Origin of the sequence: Roseibium sp., assembly GCF_048260565.1 — a bacterium.
Taxonomy (GTDB): Bacteria; Pseudomonadota; Alphaproteobacteria; order Rhizobiales; family Stappiaceae; genus Roseibium.
In genome coordinates this window covers 1-18,101 of the sequence record NZ_JBLXGP010000014.1, presented here as the reverse complement: position 1 = coordinate 18,101, position 18,101 = coordinate 1, and the positions used below count along the sequence as shown (strand labels likewise).

At 59.7% G+C, this 18,101-nt stretch carries 16 protein-coding genes; 11 read left to right on the top strand and 5 right to left on the bottom strand.

The genetic code is table 11. The features are described 5' to 3' along the window. Positions 1-40 precede the first annotated feature (40 nt). Both ACN0SO_RS22380 and ACN0SO_RS22375 read right to left on the bottom strand, forming a co-directional pair. Positions 41-352: a type II toxin-antitoxin system RelE/ParE family toxin gene (locus ACN0SO_RS22380; RefSeq protein WP_417681276.1), complete on the bottom strand. Its 312-nt coding sequence runs from the start codon at positions 350-352 to the stop codon at positions 41-43. Next, positions 339-584: a type II toxin-antitoxin system ParD family antitoxin gene (locus ACN0SO_RS22375; protein ID WP_417681274.1), complete on the bottom strand. Its 246-nt coding sequence runs from the start codon at positions 582-584 to the stop codon at positions 339-341. The genes ACN0SO_RS22380 and ACN0SO_RS22375 overlap by 14 nt, the downstream gene beginning before the upstream one ends. A 746-nt stretch (positions 585-1,330) precedes the next feature. Here ACN0SO_RS22375 and ACN0SO_RS22370 point away from each other — a divergent pair. The 3 genes from ACN0SO_RS22370 (at position 1,331) to ACN0SO_RS22360 (ending at position 4,541) form a co-directional block, all read left to right on the top strand. Then, entirely contained in the window at positions 1,331-2,116 is a 786-nt protein-coding gene (locus tag ACN0SO_RS22370) for a helix-turn-helix transcriptional regulator (RefSeq protein WP_417681272.1), read from the top strand. 1,168 nt (positions 2,117-3,284) lie between these two features. Beyond that, a complete protein-coding gene (locus ACN0SO_RS22365) occupies positions 3,285-3,785 on the top strand; it encodes an AAA family ATPase (RefSeq protein ID WP_417681270.1) in 501 nt (166 codons plus the stop codon). Between the two features lie 447 nt (positions 3,786-4,232). Then, positions 4,233-4,541, top strand: a complete 309-nt coding sequence (locus ACN0SO_RS22360) for an Lrp/AsnC family transcriptional regulator (RefSeq protein WP_417681268.1) — start codon at positions 4,233-4,235, stop codon at positions 4,539-4,541. Positions 4,542-4,641: 100 nt separating this feature from the next. Here ACN0SO_RS22360 and ACN0SO_RS22355 read toward each other — a convergent pair whose 3' ends face one another. From ACN0SO_RS22355 to ACN0SO_RS22345, 3 genes are all read right to left on the bottom strand, one after another. Then, positions 4,642-5,490: a hypothetical protein gene (locus tag ACN0SO_RS22355; RefSeq protein ID WP_417681266.1), complete on the bottom strand. Its 849-nt coding sequence runs from the start codon at positions 5,488-5,490 to the stop codon at positions 4,642-4,644. A gap of 427 nt (positions 5,491-5,917) precedes the next feature. Beyond that, positions 5,918-6,481, bottom strand: a complete 564-nt coding sequence (locus ACN0SO_RS22350; protein WP_417681264.1) for a hypothetical protein — start codon at positions 6,479-6,481, stop codon at positions 5,918-5,920. 184 nt (positions 6,482-6,665) lie between these two features. Beyond that, a complete protein-coding gene (locus ACN0SO_RS22345) occupies positions 6,666-7,574 on the bottom strand; it encodes a LysR family transcriptional regulator (RefSeq protein WP_417681262.1) in 909 nt (302 codons plus the stop codon). Between the two features lie 151 nt (positions 7,575-7,725). On the opposite strand from ACN0SO_RS22345, the gene ACN0SO_RS22340 reads away from it, so the two are divergent. From ACN0SO_RS22340 to ACN0SO_RS22305, 8 genes are all read left to right on the top strand, one after another. After that, positions 7,726-9,351: an ABC transporter substrate-binding protein gene (locus ACN0SO_RS22340; RefSeq protein ID WP_417681260.1), complete on the top strand. Its 1,626-nt coding sequence runs from the start codon at positions 7,726-7,728 to the stop codon at positions 9,349-9,351. Positions 9,352-9,356: 5 nt separating this feature from the next. Further along, positions 9,357-10,382, top strand: coding sequence for an ABC transporter permease (locus ACN0SO_RS22335; protein WP_417681258.1), 1,026 nt, complete (start codon positions 9,357-9,359; stop codon positions 10,380-10,382). Beyond that, on the top strand, positions 10,379-11,260 hold the full coding sequence (locus ACN0SO_RS22330; RefSeq protein ID WP_417681256.1) for an ABC transporter permease: 882 nt from the start codon (positions 10,379-10,381) through the stop codon (positions 11,258-11,260). The genes ACN0SO_RS22335 and ACN0SO_RS22330 overlap by 4 nt, the downstream gene beginning before the upstream one ends. A 2-nt stretch (positions 11,261-11,262) precedes the next feature. Beyond that, the gene (locus ACN0SO_RS22325; protein ID WP_417681254.1) at positions 11,263-12,921 is read left to right on the top strand and encodes a dipeptide ABC transporter ATP-binding protein; all 1,659 of its coding nucleotides are present in this window, start codon (positions 11,263-11,265) and stop codon (positions 12,919-12,921) included. Between the two features lie 19 nt (positions 12,922-12,940). Further along, positions 12,941-14,758 (top strand): allophanate hydrolase, encoded by a 1,818-nt coding sequence (gene atzF / locus ACN0SO_RS22320; RefSeq protein WP_417681253.1) that lies wholly within the window; start codon positions 12,941-12,943, stop codon positions 14,756-14,758. Positions 14,759-15,139: 381 nt separating this feature from the next. Then, complete coding sequence (locus tag ACN0SO_RS22315; protein WP_417681251.1) at positions 15,140-15,976, top strand: ABC transporter ATP-binding protein; 837 nt, start codon at positions 15,140-15,142, stop codon at positions 15,974-15,976. Then, on the top strand, positions 15,973-16,770 hold the full coding sequence (locus ACN0SO_RS22310) for an ABC transporter permease (protein ID WP_417681249.1): 798 nt from the start codon (positions 15,973-15,975) through the stop codon (positions 16,768-16,770). The genes ACN0SO_RS22315 and ACN0SO_RS22310 overlap by 4 nt, the downstream gene beginning before the upstream one ends. Before the next feature lie 43 nt (positions 16,771-16,813). Further along, positions 16,814-17,791: an ABC transporter substrate-binding protein gene (locus ACN0SO_RS22305; RefSeq protein ID WP_417681247.1), complete on the top strand. Its 978-nt coding sequence runs from the start codon at positions 16,814-16,816 to the stop codon at positions 17,789-17,791. The last annotated feature ends 310 nt before the right edge of the window (positions 17,792-18,101 follow it).

The window sequence follows — 18,101 nt, the reverse complement described above, 5'->3', positions numbered from 1 at the left end:
GGTTCCCGGAAAGGTCCGGGGACCGGCAGGCTAACCTCGATTAATCTTCAAGCAGCACTTTCCAGTTCTGCTGTCCGCCAAGTACGCGGATTATGGCGATGCGATCGGCTTCAATCCGGTAGATGATCGCATGTTGCGCGCTGGGGTGAATGCGGACGGGTGGGGTAAATTCCAGCCGCTCCCGTGCGATTTCCGACATGGACAAGATGGTCGCGAAGGCATCTTCCAGCGCGTCCGTGTAGCGGTCTGCCTGCTCCATCGACCAGTTTTGAGCGGTGTAAAGCCAGATATCTTCCAGATCGCGTTCTGCTGCCGGGGTCAGGCGGTAATGCGAGAGCCTACCGCTTGCCATGCTGCTCCCGCATGCGCGCCTTGAACTCGCGGAAATCGAACGGGCGAGGCTCGCCGCTTTCCAGACCTTCGTCGATCGCCTGCTGGACATCGGCAATGGCTTCGACGCGCTCCTGATCGCAACGGATCAGGTGGCGCACGTAGTCGCTGGTGTTGGCGAACTTCCCGTCTTTCAACCGGGCTTCCACCCAGTCCTTCATCGGATCGGGAAGAGACACATTCATCGTTGCCATCGTGCTTTGCTCCTTCTCTGTTCAGGTTACGAGAGAATGGCAAAGATTGTCAAAGTTGATGGCAGGGTTTGTCATCGAGTGAGGTTGTTTTAGCGGGCTTCAGGCCCCGAAGGGCAGAAATGACAACGGTTTTACGCACAAAGCGGGTTTCTAAGTCACCGGCAGCGAATGCCGCGACCGGCCAATCTGGAATGGGAACCGGTTGCTGACCGGTGGCTTACAGGCGAGCAATCTGCCAAAGCGGACAGCGGAGAAGATCGAAAAGCAGTATTGCAATGCGGTTCTCGACCGGAACCGATACCGAGTTCGCTTTCGTTTTCAATATGACGGGCGGGAAATGTGGGCCTAGTTGTTCAAGCTCTTACGAGATTGATGCTTTACGCCTAGCATAACCAGTAGGGTAAAAACGACAATCACAAGCGGCCAGACAAGCGACAGTGATAACCCGAGGACGCGGTATAGGCTCCAGCCATTACCCCTGCCTTCCGCATAAGTCATAGTGGCCATAAAGGATGCTATGAGAGCGTATAACGTCAAGAGTTCAGGTCTAAAGATTTCCAGCATTGATAAAGAAAACTCATTATTTACTATTAAAGGATTGGATGGAGCTCTAAAATCCTTGTCTTTAGATCGATTTTGGCAACCCTTGTTGCCTATTGAAAGTGCGGTAACCCCTAATTGCTCTTAGGGTGCATTTAGCAGCTCCACGCCGGACGCAAAACCTAGCAACGTTATTAGGAGGGCCGATGAGCAAGCTGCAATCCGCGATCGAAGCCATTCAAAATGCACAGTCGCAGGCAGAGGCTTTTGGTAGATTTTGTGATTTCATCAGAGAATACGGCTACGACAGAGCAGCCTTCTCTTTGATCTCAGATCACCCTTCTATCGGTGAAAAAGCATTTCACGGAGTATCGACGAGCTATCCTGATGACTGGATGGCACACTACCGGGAACAAGACTTTCACACCATCGACCCGGTCTTTCAGCTTATCCTCAACAAACCAGGCGGGTTTTTCTGGTCGCAGGCGATCGCTTCATTACGCGATCATCAGGTATTTGATGAATCAGTACTCGAAAAATCTCAGAAAATGATGCGGGAAGCCGGGGATGCGGGTATGGCTGACGGTATTGGCGTTTCAATTATTAATGCTTGGGGGGAGGTTGCCGGAATTGGCGTTTCCCGCCCGCATTGTGAAAGCGATCAGGACGTCAGGAGCTTGGCGGACATCTATTTTCTGGCCGCAGTTCTTCACGAAAAATATATGAGCTATTACGAAACAGAATGCCTGCCCCGTCTGACGCAACGCGAGAAGGATGTGCTTTGCTGGTCCGCATCAGGAAAGACCGACTGGGAGATTGCCAAAATAACCGGAATTTCGACAGCAACTGTACGATTTCACTGGAATAACATCTTCAGCAAGATGGGGGTAAACAGCAAAATCTCTGCCACTATTAATGCGGTCAGGCGGAAGCTCATCATGCCGGAGTCGCTACAGCCAATAAGGAAAGATGATCAATCCACACAGCCATGATCATGTTGCCCACTGGGCTGTAAGTACCATCGTCCCAAGCGTTATTCGGGTCTCTCTGATTTTGTTCGCGTTGTTTCGTACCCTTACCAAATGTAACGGACGAGTCTCTTTGCTTGGTCGGCATCTTCCCGCCCATGGAGGACAGGCGAAGGCGAGGCATTGCCGTTGTACGAGAGTCTGGGGTTTGAGCGGTATGTCGATCCGAATGTGTTTGGCGCCGGCGATGAGCGTGTGATCAACATGAAACTGCGGCTCCAGCGAGGACAGCTCCAGGCTTGAAAACCGGTCGTTCCTCAGGGCAAATCGGTTTGATCCCTCTTCGCCCATAAAGGACGTTCGAAGACGTCGCCGTCTACAGCCCTTTCCCCCTCGTATCGGCCCGCGGCCAACCGTTCATCGCCGGTTCATCTAGGGCTTATTTGAAGTTCGCCGTGCTTCGATACAGTGCTTTTCACGCCAAACTTTCCTGAAACAGAAGGCATGACATATGCTTTTGAAAGGGTCCGACCACGTAGTTTCGTTCAACTTCCGGCCGTGGCTGCCCTTGCTTTGGTCGCAGGGTTTTCGGGCCTTCTGTCCAGCCCCGCACAGGCGCAGCAGATTATCCTCAGATGTACGCGGCCGCTGGTCGCCAACAGCGACGGGACGGATTGCGTGCGGCCGGCCGCGCAACAAAAGAAGCCGGGCGGTCTGACGGCTTTTGCCATTCGAAAGCCGGTCGGGCAGCAAGTGGGGCTCTTCAGAAAAAACGGCAACAACGCCTGGGTCGGGTGAATTCCGATTGGCGAGGCCGTCGTCCAGTGGTCCGCACGGGTCGGATTCGCGTAGCCTGCTTGTTTACAGGGAGCTCCAGACGAAAATCACGATCGGCGTTTATGCTGACGGTAGCGTCTTTTCTTCCTATTTGCCGGTCGGCTCGGTCCTGGGCGACCGGGCTTACTGACCCCGGGGTCCTGTCCTCAAAAGGCCTCCGGATACACAGGCCCGCGTCCGATGCCGATCTGGACATCGGGCCGGGGCCGTGTCACATCTCCCGCTTATGAAACCCTTTGTTCGGATCCTTTTTGGCGACCGTCCCGGTCGAATTATTCTCCCGGCCTGATCAGCCGGGCCGGGCCGACTGTTTCCGAAATTGCATTGGTGCGCCACGCGCCGGACAGGGGTTTTCATGACACAAGCTCTTCCAACACTTCACCTCGTTTGCGGCAAGGCCGCCTCGGGCAAATCGACCCTGACCGCCAGCCTCGGTCAGGCCGCGGGAACGGTCGTCATTGCCGAAGATGACTGGCTGGCCGCGCTCTATGGCGATGAGATGGTGTCGATTTCCGACTACGTGCGCTGTTCCGCCAAATTGCGCGCTATCATGGGGCCGCATGTGGTCTCCCTGCTCAGGGCCGGCCTGTCGGTCGTGCTGGATTTTCCGGCTAACACGGTCGCGACCCGGGCCTGGATGCTGAGCCTTGCCGAAGGTGCGCAGGCGGCGCATCGGCTGCATTTCCTGGATGTCCCGGACGACATCTGCAAGGCACGGCTGCGGGCGCGGAACGCCAGCGGCGCGCATCCGTTTTCCGTGACGGACGAGCAGTTCGACCAACTCACCAGGCACTTTGTCGTCCCGTCCGAGTCCGAAGGTTTCGTGATCGTTCGCCATTGCCCGGGCGAGGGGTGATATCGGTCTCGGCATAGATCCGGGCTCGCCGGTCCCGGGTCTCACTTACGTTCGCCCGGGATGACTGCCCGAGGGGGAGGAGGGCGTTTCCTCCAGGTGTCATCACCCGGCGAAGTCCGGGTGATCCACTCGTTTCCAGAGCGGCGCGGCTCTATTGCTGGAGGGGGTTGCTTGCGCTCAGGTCCTTTTCCTCTATCTCCCGTATGGCAAGGTGGATTGGATCACCCGGACTTCGCCGTGTGATGACGGCCTGCGGGGAGGGGAGGTCGTGCCTTTTGCGCACGCGAGAGACTTAATGACTGTCTCTCCGTAGCTAACCGGCCATCACCCGATCGCCCGGGTTCCTCCGGACACGCGCACGGGCGCGCCTTTGGTGTCGTCCATGGTCACCCGGATCAGGGAGGGGGTGCCCATGTCTTCGCCCTGGCGGATGGTGAAGGCGCCGCCGTGGGGCCAGCCGCTGTCGTGAAGGTCGATTTGCGCGCGCTCGGCTACACGATCCAGGCGCTGGTGCGGATCAAGCCCCGCAGCGGTCCGCTTCACGTGGTCGAAAAGATGATCGAGGAACAGCCCCGGTTCCTATCCTGCGACCGTGTGACCGGAGACGACTGTTACGTCACGCGCCTTGCTTTGGCGGATGTGGCGGAACTGGACGCCATCCTGCTCCCGTTCCACGAGCGCGCCGAAACACATACGTCGATCGTGAAGTCTTCGATCTTCGAAAGCCGCCTGCCGCCTCTGCGTCCGGTCAAGTGAGGGCGTGGGTTTGAGGCATACGCTGCCAGAGGAGCCTGCCAATGATGGGGGCGGTTTTAGGGGGAGTCTTGTTGAACGAACCAGCGCCTTTCGACTGGTGCTAATTGGAAGCAGCTACCTTTGCGCTGCCGATTACCTCCGTGGCCAATTCTCCGCATTCATCCGCAAACTTTTCAAAGTTCCTGCTATGCACGTACTGTTTTGAGCTTTCAGGTGCAAGCGCAGCACTTAGGAGCTTTTGGCTGTCCTTGGATATCGTCCGATAATTGTCAAATTCTATCTCGCCGCGAATGAGTTTTGAAACGTTCTCCGCTTCCAGCTCATAGTAGCTCGCCATTACCGTCCAATTCGCAGCTTTTGCCAATCTCGACATCTGAGCATTCTCGATGCCGTATATCTTAAGTGCCCATAACGCGTCGCTTCCTCCGAGTTGGAGGTTGTGGGCGACTGTATCCCGATAGTTAAGATTGACCCTTCCTCGAACACACAAAATGACCGATTTCTGCTCGACTGAAGCTAGTTTTGAGAATAATTCGGCAGCTTTTTCACTCAGACTTACAACGGGCTTGGGCGCTTCAGGTTCAATGTTTTGCCCAGCGGTCATCTTGCTCGCAAGTCGCTCCCAGCATTCAATCAGGTCCCTATAATCGTGGGCAGGATCGTAGCAGGCGGCGCTGGCTTTGCTCACCTCGAATTCATCATAATGGCCGGAGTTGATCATGATGCTGTTAAGCGCCGCTTTTTCGCGCGGATGTAAGGCAGATATCTCAGCGCGGCATTCCACATCAGAGCGCCCGCGATCGATACATTTTTCAAGGTAGCGAATAACGTGGGCCCGCTTTAAGCGGATAGCCGCGTCTTCTGCCTCAGACTGAGCAGATGCAATTGATGAAATAAGTGAGAGGCAGAAGCCAATAACAATAGTTGAGATTTGTCGATCGGGTCGCATTTATTGCGTTCTCTGAAGCAGCCTAACGTTGAGAGACATCTGCCTCAGGTTGGCATATTGCCAGACTAATAGCACTAGCAAGATTTCTTTTCCTTGCCTGAATGCGTTTTAGTATCTTTTCCAGCGTATTGCCGAAAATGCCACCCGAATTGAATAGCTTCGAAATCTCAAGATGCTATCGGTATTCATTTTTCACCCACGAAGGACATTCGAAAAGCGGCCATTTTCTAGCCGTTCCCACACCAATCCTATCCCCCAACCCTTCCGCACTCAACGCCAGAGCCGACTGGTTGGAAGAGTGGGCCGACGCCACGTCCGGTCTTTGATCTGGAGGAGCGTCATGAATGTCAGGTAATTGATTGAGGCTTTTTTTGATTTCTAACCATGTTCGTCAGAAATCGAACCGAAAAGTTAGAAGGCAAGCCGACTAATGTCCGAACTGGCAGATCGAGCATAGCCCGCAGATTACTTCATTAATCCAATTAATGGAAACGACAAGCATCAATCCTGCGAACCCTATTATTACAGGAATTGCAAATAGAGATCGATGCAAACGACTCTCGACTTTAAAATTACTTTTTTTGAGGGTCTTACGCACCGCGCAATCTAATTGATGCTCAAATTCTTCATCATCCAACCGTAATCCACGATTACTGCGAACCACCTCTCCAATTAGGTTGGGGTCATTCTGAGCTAAACTAGAGCCGCCCGATAAGATTTTGGTGATTTGTTTTCTAGAGTGGCGTGCTATCTCAACATGGTAGCGATTGGTGCGATGAAAAACCAAGTTTTGATACAAGCAAAGCGCAGCCAATAAGATTAAAACGCCCCCTATTGTATAAACGGCAAAATCGTTTCTGAAATTCAAAATAGCCTGAACGAAAAGAATGGATGATGCAGATACATAAAGCGCCATTCCTTGCATGCGCAACATTTGCTGATTTCGTGCTGCGGCATAGTGTTCATTCATATAGTCGCGAAGCAATTCCATCTCACTTCCCTCGTAAAATAAATAAATGATGCAATTAAAATATATTAACAACCTATAATTGATTTTGTCTATACTGACACGAAATAAAACAATTCCGTACTCTCTTGGGTTCCTGAATGCCGGTAGTAGCATGGCTTGGCAGATAAGGAGTTCTTGGTGATCCGGTCTAGAACGGGCACCAATCCTAACCCACCCCCAACCCCTCCTCACTCAACGCCAGCGCCAGCTGGTTGGCAAAGCGTGCCGAGGCCACCGACAGTGTCCGGCCCTTGGCCTGTAACAGCGCCAGGTGGCCGAAGTCGATGTCGCGGCGGGGCAGGGGGCGGAAGGCGAGGCGGGTGTCGTTGGCGATGTCGAGGCCGATGGGGAACTGGAAGCCGACCGCCTTTTCGTTCTGGACGTAGTGGCGCATGAATTCGAAGGAATCCGCCTCGATGGTGTGGGCGAGCTTCTTGGTCATGCGCCCGGTGGCGAGGTCGAGCAGGTAGCGGATGCCGATGTGGCGCGACGGGACCACGTGGGGGAATTCCAGGCAGTCGCGCAGGCGCAACGTTTCCTTGCTTGCCAGCGGGTGGTCCACCGCCATGACCGCATAGACCGGCTGTTCCACCGACACGATCACGTCGAATTCTTCCAGGTGCTGCGGCTCGAACACCAGGGCGAGATCGCTTTGAAAGCTGCGCAGGTCCTCCTCGGCGCTGTCGCGGTCGCGCACGTGGACGGAAAAGGTCACGCCCGGATGCTCGGTGCGGTAGGCGGCGATGTGACGGGGCATGAAATAGGGCTGGATCGCCTGGGAACAGGCGATGGAGACATGGCCGCGGCGGAGGCCGGAGAGATCCGCCACCTGGCTGCGCACCCGTTCCAGATCCGCCATCTGGGCGCGGATATGCTGGATCAGAAGCTCGCCGGCCGGGTTGAGGCGCACGCCACGGGGCAGGCGCTCGAAGATCGGCGCGCCGAATTCCTCCTCGAACCTCTGGATCCGCCGGTTCAGCGCCGACGAGGTGATGTTCATGTCTTCCGCCGCCTTGCGGATCGAACCGGCTTTCGCCACGGCCTCGATCAGGGACAGGGTCGTCAAGTGCTTCATATCGCGCGCCAATTTGTCGAGTGCTGCATTTTCGGAAGCAGGTTACTGCAAAAATAGCATTAGAAAGAAGCGCTTTTTCCAATCAAGCTTTCCCCCAAGGGCGCGGCCATCGCCTTCCAGGTGGCTTCGTTCAGCCAAGAGGGGACCAGAAATGACACTTGAAACTTCCCGGAGATCCTTCCTGAAAGCGGGCGGCGCCACGGTGCTCAGCGCAACCATGCTGCCTTTCCTGAAAAGCCTGCCGGCCGCTGCCGCCGGCAATGACGTGATCGTCGCCGTGACCGGCCAGACCATCAACAGTCTCGACCTGCACCGCACCGGCACCAACCGCGCCAGCTACCAGGTCGCGGTCAATGCCTATGACCGGCTGGTCAGCTTCGGCACCAAGACGTTGCCGGACGGCAGCCTGTCCTACGACTATTCCGTGATCGAGCCGGAAGCCGCCGAAAGCTGGGAAATCTCCGAGGACGGCACGAAGATCACCTTCAAGATGCGCCCCGACGGCAAGTTCCAGGACGGCTCGCCGATCACCGCCCATGACGTGAAATGGTCCTTCGACCGGGCCGTCTCCGTCGGCGGCTTCCCGACCGTGCAGATGAAGGCCGGCTCCCTGGAAAAGCCGGAGCAGTTCGAGGCGGTCGACGACATGACCTTCGTGGTCACGCTGCCCCATGCCTCCAAGCTCAGCCTGCCGGATCTCGCCGTGCCGGTGCCGATGATCATCAACTCCAAGGTCGCCAAGGAACACGCCACCGCCGACGATCCCTGGGCGATGGAATACCTACACAAGAACCCGGCCGGGTCCGGCGCGTTCAAGGTCGCGGCCTGGAAGCCGGGCGAGCAGCTCGTCTACGAGCGCAACGACAACTACACCTCCGGTCCGGTGCCGGCGGTGAAGCGGGTGGTTATCCGCGAGGTTCCGAGCCCGGCGACCCGCCGCGCGCTTCTGGAACGCGGTGACATCCAGATCTCCTTCGACATGCCCAACAAGGACGCCAAGGAACTGGCCGGCACCGACGGCCTGACCGTGAACACCACGCCGGTCGAAAACGCCATCTACTGCCTGTGCCCGAACCTGATTTTTGAGCCGTTCAAGGACAAGCGCGTCCGTCAGGCCATCGCCTGGTCGGTGCCTTACGAGGAAGTGTTCCAGACGGCAGCTTATGGCCGGGGCAACCCCATGTGGGGCGGGGAGAGCACGAGCCCGGCCGATATCGCCTGGCCGCAGAAATTTCCCTATTCGACCGATCTCGACAAGGCGAAGGCCCTGCTTGAGGAAGCCGGCTACAAGGACGGCTTCGAGGTGCCGCTTTCCATCGCCCTGGACCAGTCCGACTGGATGGAACCGGCAGCGCTGCTGATCCAGGAGAACCTCGCCAAGATCGGCATCAAGGCCCCGATCGACAAGATCCCCGGCGCCAACTGGCGCACGGCCTCGCTGGTCGAAAAGCGCCTGGCCCTGCCGCTGGAAACCTTCGGTGGCTGGCTGAACTATCCCTGCTACTACTTCTTCTGGGCCTATCTCGACGGCCATCTCTTCAACGCCTCCAACTACCGCAACGAGGAGATCGAGAAGCTGACGGGCGAGACGCTGTATCTCTCCGTCGACGATCCGGACTACGCGCCGAAGATCAAGCGCATGATCGAGATCGCCTGGGACGAGGTTCCGCGCATCGCCCTGTGGCAGCCCGCGGTCAACGTCGGCATGCGGAATGTCGAAGGCTACGAGTACTGGTTCCACCGCCAGCTCGACGGCCGCAGCCTGAAGAAGGTCTGACGGCCATGCCGGGCCGCCTGAAAACAGTGCTGACCCGAATTGCGCAGGCGATCCCTGTCGTGATCGGTGTCGTGATCATCAGCTTCGTGCTGACGCGGGCATTACCGGGCGACCCGGCCGTCTATTTCGCCGGCATGACCGCCGACGAAGCCTCCATCGCGCAGGTGCGCGAAAAGCTCGGGCTGGACAAAAGCCTGCCCGAGCAGTTCCTGGTCTATGTGAGCGATCTTGCCGCCGGCGACATGGGCACATCGCTTTCCACCGGACAACCGGTGGCCCAGGACCTGGCGAGCCGCCTGCCGGCCTCGCTCGAACTGACGCTGACCGCGCTTATCCTCTCCTGCGCGATCGCGATCCCCCTCGGCGTACTCGCGGCCACCCATCCCGGCTCCATGATCGACCATGTCTGCCGGGTGCTGGTGACCGCGGGTGTCTCGCTGCCGACCTTCTTTACCGGCATCGTGCTGATCTACGTGTTCTACTACCTGCTCGGCATCGCGCCGTCGCCGCTCGGCCGGCTCGATTTCATCTACATCGAGCCGGACCACGTCACCGGCTTCTACCTGATCGACGCGGCCCTTGCCGGCGACTGGGAAACCTGGCTGGGCGCGCTGAAGCAGCTCGCCCTGCCGGCGATCACGCTGGCCCTGTTCACGCTGGCGCCGCTTGCCCGCATGACCCGCGCGGCCATGCTGAGCACGCTTTCCTCCGACTTCATCCGCACAGCGCGGGCGGCCGGGCTCACCGATGAGACGGTGCTTTTCACATATGCGTTTCGGAACGCGCTGCTTCCGGTGATCACCACCCTCGGCATGGTGTTTTCCTTCACGCTGGGCGCCAATGTGCTGGTGGAGAAGGTCTATGCCTGGCCAGGTATTGGCTCCTACGCGGTGGAGGCGCTGGTCGTCTCCGACTATGCGGCGGTGCAGGGCTTCGTGCTCGCTATGGCGCTGCTCTTCGTCGTTCTCAATCTCCTGATCGACCTTGCCTATACGGCGATCGATCCCCGCATAGGGTTCAGCAGCCAATGAGCGACCTTGCCACATCCTCAGGCGTCGAGAAGTCGAACGGCGCGCTGGATCATCTCGTCTACGTGCTGAAGGACAACCCGGTCACGCTGATCGCCTTCGCCATGTTCGGCGTTCTGATCTTCGTCGCCGTCTTCGGCCCGGTGATCGCGCCCTACGATCCGATGCAGTCGGACGCGGCTTCCGCCCTGCAGCCGCCGTCGCTCGCCCACTGGTTCGGCACGGACAACCTGGGCAGGGACGTGTTCAGCCGGACGCTGGTCGCAGCCCGCCTCGACCTGATGATCTCGGTGGCCGCCGTGGCGCTCTCCTTCGTCTTCGGCTCGTTCCTGGGCGCTGTTGCCGGTTACTGGGGCGGTCTCATCGACGGCGTCCTGAACCGGGTCTTCGACACGATCATGGCCTTCCCGTTGTTCGTTCTGGCCATGGGCATTGTCGCGGCGCTCGGCAACACGGTGGAAAACATCGTCTACGCAACGGCGGTCATCAACATTCCGTTCTATGCGCGGCTGGTACGGGCGGAGGTCAATATCCGCCGGACATCCGGGTTCGCCCAGGCCGCGAAGCTTGCCGGCAATTCGGATCTCCGGGTGCTCGCGTTTCACATCTACCCCAACGCCCTGCCACCGATGATGGTGCAGGTGTCGCTGAACCTCGGCTGGGCGATCCTGAATGCGGCGGGCCTGAGCTTCATCGGCCTCGGCGTGCGCCCGCCCACGGCCGAATGGGGCATCATGGTCGCGGAAGGGGCGAATTTCATCGTCTCCGGCGAATGGTGGCTGGCGCTCTTTCCGGGCGCAATGCTGATGTTCGCGGTGTTCACATTCAACCTGTTGGGCGACGGCCTGCGCGATATCGTCGACCCGCGGCAAAGGACCTGAGGATGCTGAACGTCAAGGATCTCAAGGTTTCCTTCCAGACCCGCCGGGGGCAGGTCGATGCGGTGCGCGGTGTCTCCTTCGAGCTGGAGAAGGGCGAAACCCTCGGCATCGTTGGGGAATCCGGCTCCGGCAAGTCGGTCACCTCCTATGCGTTGATGCGCATCCTGGACAAGGGCGGGACGATCACCGGCGGCGCACTGAACTACGAGGGCGTCGACCTGAAGGCGGCAACCGAGGCCGCCATGCGCGACATTCGCGGCCGGGAGATTTCCATGATCTTCCAGAACCCGCGCGCGGCGCTCAACCCGATCCGCAAGGTCGGCCATCAGCTGGAGGATGTTCTGCGCCGCCACGCCAGGGCGACCCGCTCCACCGCCAAGGCGGAAGCGATCCGGGCGCTGGAGGCGGTCAAGATCCGCAATCCGGAAGAGCGCTACCACGCCTATCCGTTCGAACTCTCCGGCGGCATGTGCCAGCGTATCGTGATTGCCATCGCGCTCGCCTGCGATCCCCATATCCTGATTTCCGACGAGCCGACCACCGGTCTCGACATCACCACCCAGAAGGCGGTGATGGATCTGGTCAGCGACCTCATCCGGGAGCGCGGCATGAGCTCGATCCTGATCACCCACGATCTCGGCATGGCGGCGCAATATTGCGACCGCATCGTCGTCATGAAGGACGGCGCGATCGTGGAGACCGGGAAGCCCGAAGCGCTGTTCTTTTCGCCGCAGCATGCCTATACCCGCAAGCTCGTCGATGCGACGCCGCGGGCAGGCGCCTCGGTGCGCGAGTTGCTTCCGCAAGAAATGCGCACGCCGCTGGCGCCGCCGAAGCGCTCCGACAAAGTGCTTCTGGAGGTGCGTGACCTCAAGAAAACCTACCAGGGCAAGTCCGGCCCGGTGCATGCAGTCAAGGGGATTTCCTTCCGGATCAGGGAAGGGGAATGCGTCGGGCTTGTCGGCGAGAGCGGCTGCGGCAAGTCGACCACGTCCTCCATGCTGGTGCGTCTCGATGATCCGACCAGCGGCGAAATCCTGTTCGACGGCGAGGATCTGGCGAAGACGCCGGCGCGCGCCTTTGCCAGGGATCCGCGCCGCTCCAGCATCCAGATGGTGTTTCAGGACGCGACCGACAGTTTCAATCCGCGCCATGCCGCGCAGCAACTGATCCAGGAACCGCTGGACCGGCTGTCGGATCTCGGCAAGGCGGAAAAGAAGGCGCGGGTGGAGGAGCTGGCCGATCTGGTCGGTCTGCCCCGGCCGCTCCTGACCCGGTTCCCGCATCAGCTTTCCGGCGGTCAGAAGGCCCGTGTCGGCATCGCGCGCGCCATCGCGCTCAACCCGAAATTCCTCATTCTCGACGAGCCGACGGCGGCGCTTGACGTCTCCATTCAGGCGGTTGTGCTCAATCTTCTGGTGGATCTGAGGGCCAAACTCGGTATCAGTTATCTGTTCGTCAGCCATGACCTCCACGTGGTTCGCCTGTTATGCGACCATGTGATCGTCATGAAGGACGGGGAGATCGTCGAGGAGGGATCGTCGGAACAGGTGATGCAGAACCCGTCGTCGGACTACACGCGCGAGCTGCTTTCAGCCGCCCCCCATCCGCCCGCAGCGGCCGGCCTGGCCGCGCCTGAATTCAAAGAAAACATTGCATAAACTCAGGTACGAAGACCCCATGAACGACCTTCCATTCACCCTTTCCGCCCTCAAAGCCGCCTATGCCTCGGGAACCAGCCCCGAAGCGGTGATCGAGGAAGTCTACCGGCGCATTGCCGAGGTCGACGATCCGGGGATCTTCATTCTTCTCTACGACAAGGCCGAGGTGCTGAAAGCCGCGAAGGCTCTTGGTCCTTACGATCCGGACAAGCCGCTCTGGGGCATTCCCTTCGCCATCAAGGACAACATCGACGATGGCGGCAAGCCGACGACCGCCGCCTGTCCGGTATTCGAATATACGGCAGAAGCGGACGCCTTCGCCGTCGCCCGGCTGAAGGCGGCGGGTGCGCTGCTTGTCGGCAAGACCAATCTCGACCAGTTCGCGACCGGCCTCGTCGGCGTCCGCTCGCCCTATCAGTCGCCGCTGAACGCGGTCGATCCCAAGATCGTTCCGGGCGGATCGTCCTCCGGCTCCGCGGTCGTGGTCGGTCACGGCATCGTCAGTTTCTCGCTCGGAACGGATACGGCGGGTTCGGGCCGGGTTCCGGGGATGATGAACAACATCGCGGGGCTCAAACCCACTCTTGGCGCGCTGTCTGCCAGCGGCGTGGTTCCGGCCTGCCGGACGCTGGACACGATTTCGATCTTTGCCCTGACTGTCGCCGATGCCTATGAGGCCTTCGCCGCCGCTGCCGGCTACGACCCGGAAGATGCCTATTCGCGGGACATCCGCGTCGCGCCCCTGGGCGACATGCCGCCCGCCTTGCGCGTCGGCATTCCGGATGACGCCAGCATCGAGTTTTTTGGCGATACCGTGCAGGAAGCTTCGTTCTACGAAACGATAGAGACCCTGAAGGCGCTGGGCGCCACGGTGGAAAAGATCGACTTCACCCCGTTCTATGACGTGGCCAAGATGCTTTATGAGGGCGCCTGGGTCGCCGAGCGTCACACCGTTCTGCAGGAGCTGATGGAAACCCAGCCGGAAGCCGTGCATCCGGTGACGCGCGAAGTCGTCGGCAAGGCGATCGGCCTGACGGCGACGGATGCCTTCCGCGGCATCTACCGGCTGAAGGAACTGGGACGGAAGACGGAGTCCGTGCTGGCCGGTCTCGATCTGCTGTGCGTGCCGACGGCGCCGACCTTCTATTCCGTTCAGGATCTGATCGACGATCCGATCGGCCCGAATTCGCGCTACGGCACCTACACCAATTTCGTCAACCTGCTCGACATGTGCGGGCTCGCCGTGCCGGTGTCGCCGCGCTCCGACGGGCGGCCTGGCAGTGTCACCCTGCTGGCGGCCGCCGGCGAGGACGGATTGCTCGCCTCCATCGGCATCCAGCTGGAGCAGGCCTGTCCCCATGAACTGGGCGCCACCGGATGGGAACTGCCCGACGCGCCGGAAACGGCCCCGGTCGCGCAGCCGGACGAACTGGCACTCGCCGTCTGCGGTGCGCATATGTCCGGCATGTCCCTGAACCACGAACTGACCTCGCGCGGCGCCCGCTTCCTGGAAGCGGCAAAGACCAGCGACGCTTATCGGCTCTACGCCCTTGCCGGCGGCCCGCCGAGCCGTCCGGGTCTGGTCCGCGCCGAACCCGGTTCGGGCAGCGAGATCGAGGTGGAAATCTGGGCGGTCCCGCTGAAAGAGGTCGGCTCCTTCCTGGCCACCATTCCGGCCCCGCTGGGCCTTGGAACCCTCGCCCTGTCCGACGGCCGTAAGGTTCAGGGGTTCGTGTGCGAAGCTGCCGGCGTCGCCGGGGCGGAAGACATCACCGGCCTGAAGGGCTGGCGCGCCTATATCGACGGCACCGGCAGTAACTTGGCCGCGACGGCCTGAGGCTCAGGTCCTGCCTGACCCCGGCCCCGACCGTCTGAAGGCGGTACGGGGCGGGGCGGTTGGCGTTTCGGCGCCCGCACCACCTCGTTCTTTTGCATCACCTATGCACCTCCTGAGCCTTGCAGTCGCGCGGGACTGCATTCGCATGGCCTGAGCTGACACAGGGGTTTGGACGGGGCGTCGGGTTTCGCAGTCGTCCATTCGAATTTCGCTATACGTATTATTACGAAATGCAAATTGCCCGCCTCCCGTCGGGCCCATAACAATTGGTGAAAATAAAGCGGTCAAGATCGGCGTTTCGCGGCGCCGGACGCATCGAAAACAACAAGGGAGAGAGGCGGGAACCACCGGTTTTACGACCGGTTGAGCGAGAGTTGTTTTATGAAGCCCATGGACGCGCACCTTCCATCGCCATCCGCCCGGACCGGTTCGTCACGCCCATTCATCACCTTAAGCGGAATTTCCAAGACCTTTCCCCATAGTAGCAAAGGCAATGACGGCGCCGTCGAAGCGCTGAGGTCGATCTCGTTTTCCTTTCCGCGCAACAGCTTCATCTCCATCGTCGGACACAGCGGCTGCGGGAAGTCGACGCTTCTACGGATCGTGAGTGGCCTGGAAACGGCGTCGTCCGGCCTGATCGAGATCGACGGCATGAGCCCTGCCGAATTCAGCAAGGACCGGCCGTTCGGTTTCGTGTTTCAGGATGCGGGCCTGCTGCCCTGGAAGACGACGCTTGAGAACGTTCGCCTGCCGCTCGATATCCTCAATATCGAGACGCCGGCGATCCGTGACCGTCGCGCACGCGAAATGCTGGACCTTGTGCATCTGAACGGATTCGAGGACCGGTATCCGGCGCATCTGTCCGGCGGCATGCGCCAGCGCGCCTCCATCGCCCGGTCGCTCTGCTACCGGCCGGACGTCCTTCTGATGGACGAACCGTTCGGCGCACTGGACGACTTCACCCGCCGGGAAATGGGCGATGAGCTCTTGCGCATCTACGCCCAGCGCCAGGCAACGGTGCTGTTCGTCACCCATTCGCTGAGCGAGGCGGTGCTCCTGTCCGATTTTGTCGTGGTGCTGCTGCCACGCCCGGGCCGCGTGGAAAAGATCATTCCGATCGAGCTGGAGCGGCCCCGGGGCAGCGCGGTGCGCTCCAGTGCGCAATTCGCAGCCTATGTGGCCGAACTCGAGGCCCTGATATTCGGAGAAGGGTCATGAGCTGCAAGGATAGCAAACTCGGGGATGTCTTCCGGGCGCAGCTCAAGAGCAAGGGGCCGCCGCTGCTGCTGTTCCTGGCCCTCGGGATCGCCTGGGAGGCGATGGTGGTCTTCCGGGATATTCCTAAGTTCCTGCTGCCGGCACCGTCGGTCATCATCGCGCGCATGATTACGGACTGGCATAGCCTCGCGGTCAATGCCGGGATCACGTTGCTTGCTGCTTCGCTGGGCTTCGTGATCGGAACGACGGTTGCGATCCTGCTGTCGATCAGCTTCCTCTACTCGCGCAGTTTCGAACGCGCGGTCTTCCCCTGGGCGATCGTGTTGAAGACCATTCCGATTCTGGCGATCGCGCCGCTTCTGACCATCTGGCTCGGCTTCGGGATCGCCCCGAAAATCGCCATCGCCGCAATCGCCTGCGTCTTTCCCACGCTCGTCAACATGACACGCGGGTTGCGCAGTCTCGACAAGTCGGTGCTCGACTTCATGGCCATCATTCACGCCGAACCGGCGGACCTGCTGCGCCACGCCCGCCTGTTCGCTGCGCTCCCTTATCTGTTCTCGGCGATGAAGATCACCGTGGGCATGTCGGTCATCGGCGCGATCGTCGCCGAGTTCACCGGCGCCAACCAGGGCATCGGCACCATCATTGTCAATGCCGGCTACCGGCAGGACGCGGTCATGCTGTTTTCCGCGATCTTCGTCACGTCTGCCGCTACCGTCATCTTTTTCTACGCCGTCGTCCTGCTGGAAAAGCTCGCGCTGTTCTGGCCGGGGGCCGACATCGAAAACTGAAAAATCAAAAAACCGAAACCGCATCCCAGAGGAGAACCATCCCATGCAGTCAGTCACCAGCTTTTGCCGCCATGCCGCCGTCGTTTCGGCCCTTTCCCTGTCCGCCGTCCTGCCGGCCCATGCCGCAGAAGACGTCAGCTTGCGCATTTCCTGGCTGATGAATGTGCAGAATGCCGGCTATGTGATGGCCTTGGAAAAGGGCTTCTACGAAGATGCCGGGATCAACCTGGAGATTTTCCCCGGCGGCCCCAACATCAACTCGACCGCCATGGTCGCCTCCGGCCAGAACACCTTTGGCACCAACGACGTCAGCTCGATCCTGTTCGGCAATGCGCAAGGGATGGACCTGGTGATCGTCGGCGCCTGCTTTCAGAAGAATCCGGCCGGCGTTCTCTCGCTCGCCAAGACGGGGATCAAGGAGCCCAAGGATCTGGAGGGCAAGACGCTTGCCTATACCGAAGGCGGGCCATGGACCTACACCCAGGCCATGCTGAATGCCGCCGGTGTGGACATGGACAAGGTCAACAAGGTGGTCATGGCCGGCAACGAGGTGCTGATGACCGGTCAGGTCGATGCGAAGACCTCCTTCGTCGTCAACGAGCCGGTTGCCCTTCAGGTCCAGGGCTACGAGACGGCGACACTGGTTCCGGCCGATTACGGTGTCAACGCCTATGCGGAGACGATTTTCACCACGGCCGACTTCGCAGCCGCCAATGCGGATCTGATCAAGGGCTTTATAGCCGCCACGGCCAAAGGCTGGGACTATGCGTTCAGCCATCAGGAAGAAGCCGTGGCCGCGGTTCTGGCGCGCAATCCGGAACTCAACCCGGAACAGCAGAAACGCCAGTTGGCGCTCGAAGAGAATTTTGTCAAGTCGGCGGACACGGCCAAGAACGGCCTGTGCAGCGTGGAGACCGCGAAAGTGGCCGAGTCCTATGAGATCCTCAAGACCTATGGCGGGTTGGAGGGGGACCTCGATATCCCCGCGATGGTCAAGACGGAATTCAACGTCGGTCAGTAGGGGAAAAGGCTTTCCCTTGCGCTTTCGGGACGCGCGGCGAGGTGAATTGGATCACCCGAGCCTTGCCGTGCGATGGTGATATGAGGGAGGCACGGACGTGCCATACCTTCTGTTGTCATTCCCGCGAAAGCGGGAACCCAGTACTCCGTGAGGGCTGTTGTTTGAACGGAGAGATCCGTGTGCGATCCGAAAGGGCACGGAGTACTGGGTCACGGCTCTCCGCTTCGCTGCGGCCGGGATTGTTTGTTTTGAGCGATGTTATGATGGGATTGGTCTCCCGGAGCGGAATTCCGGGAGACCAGTGACAGGC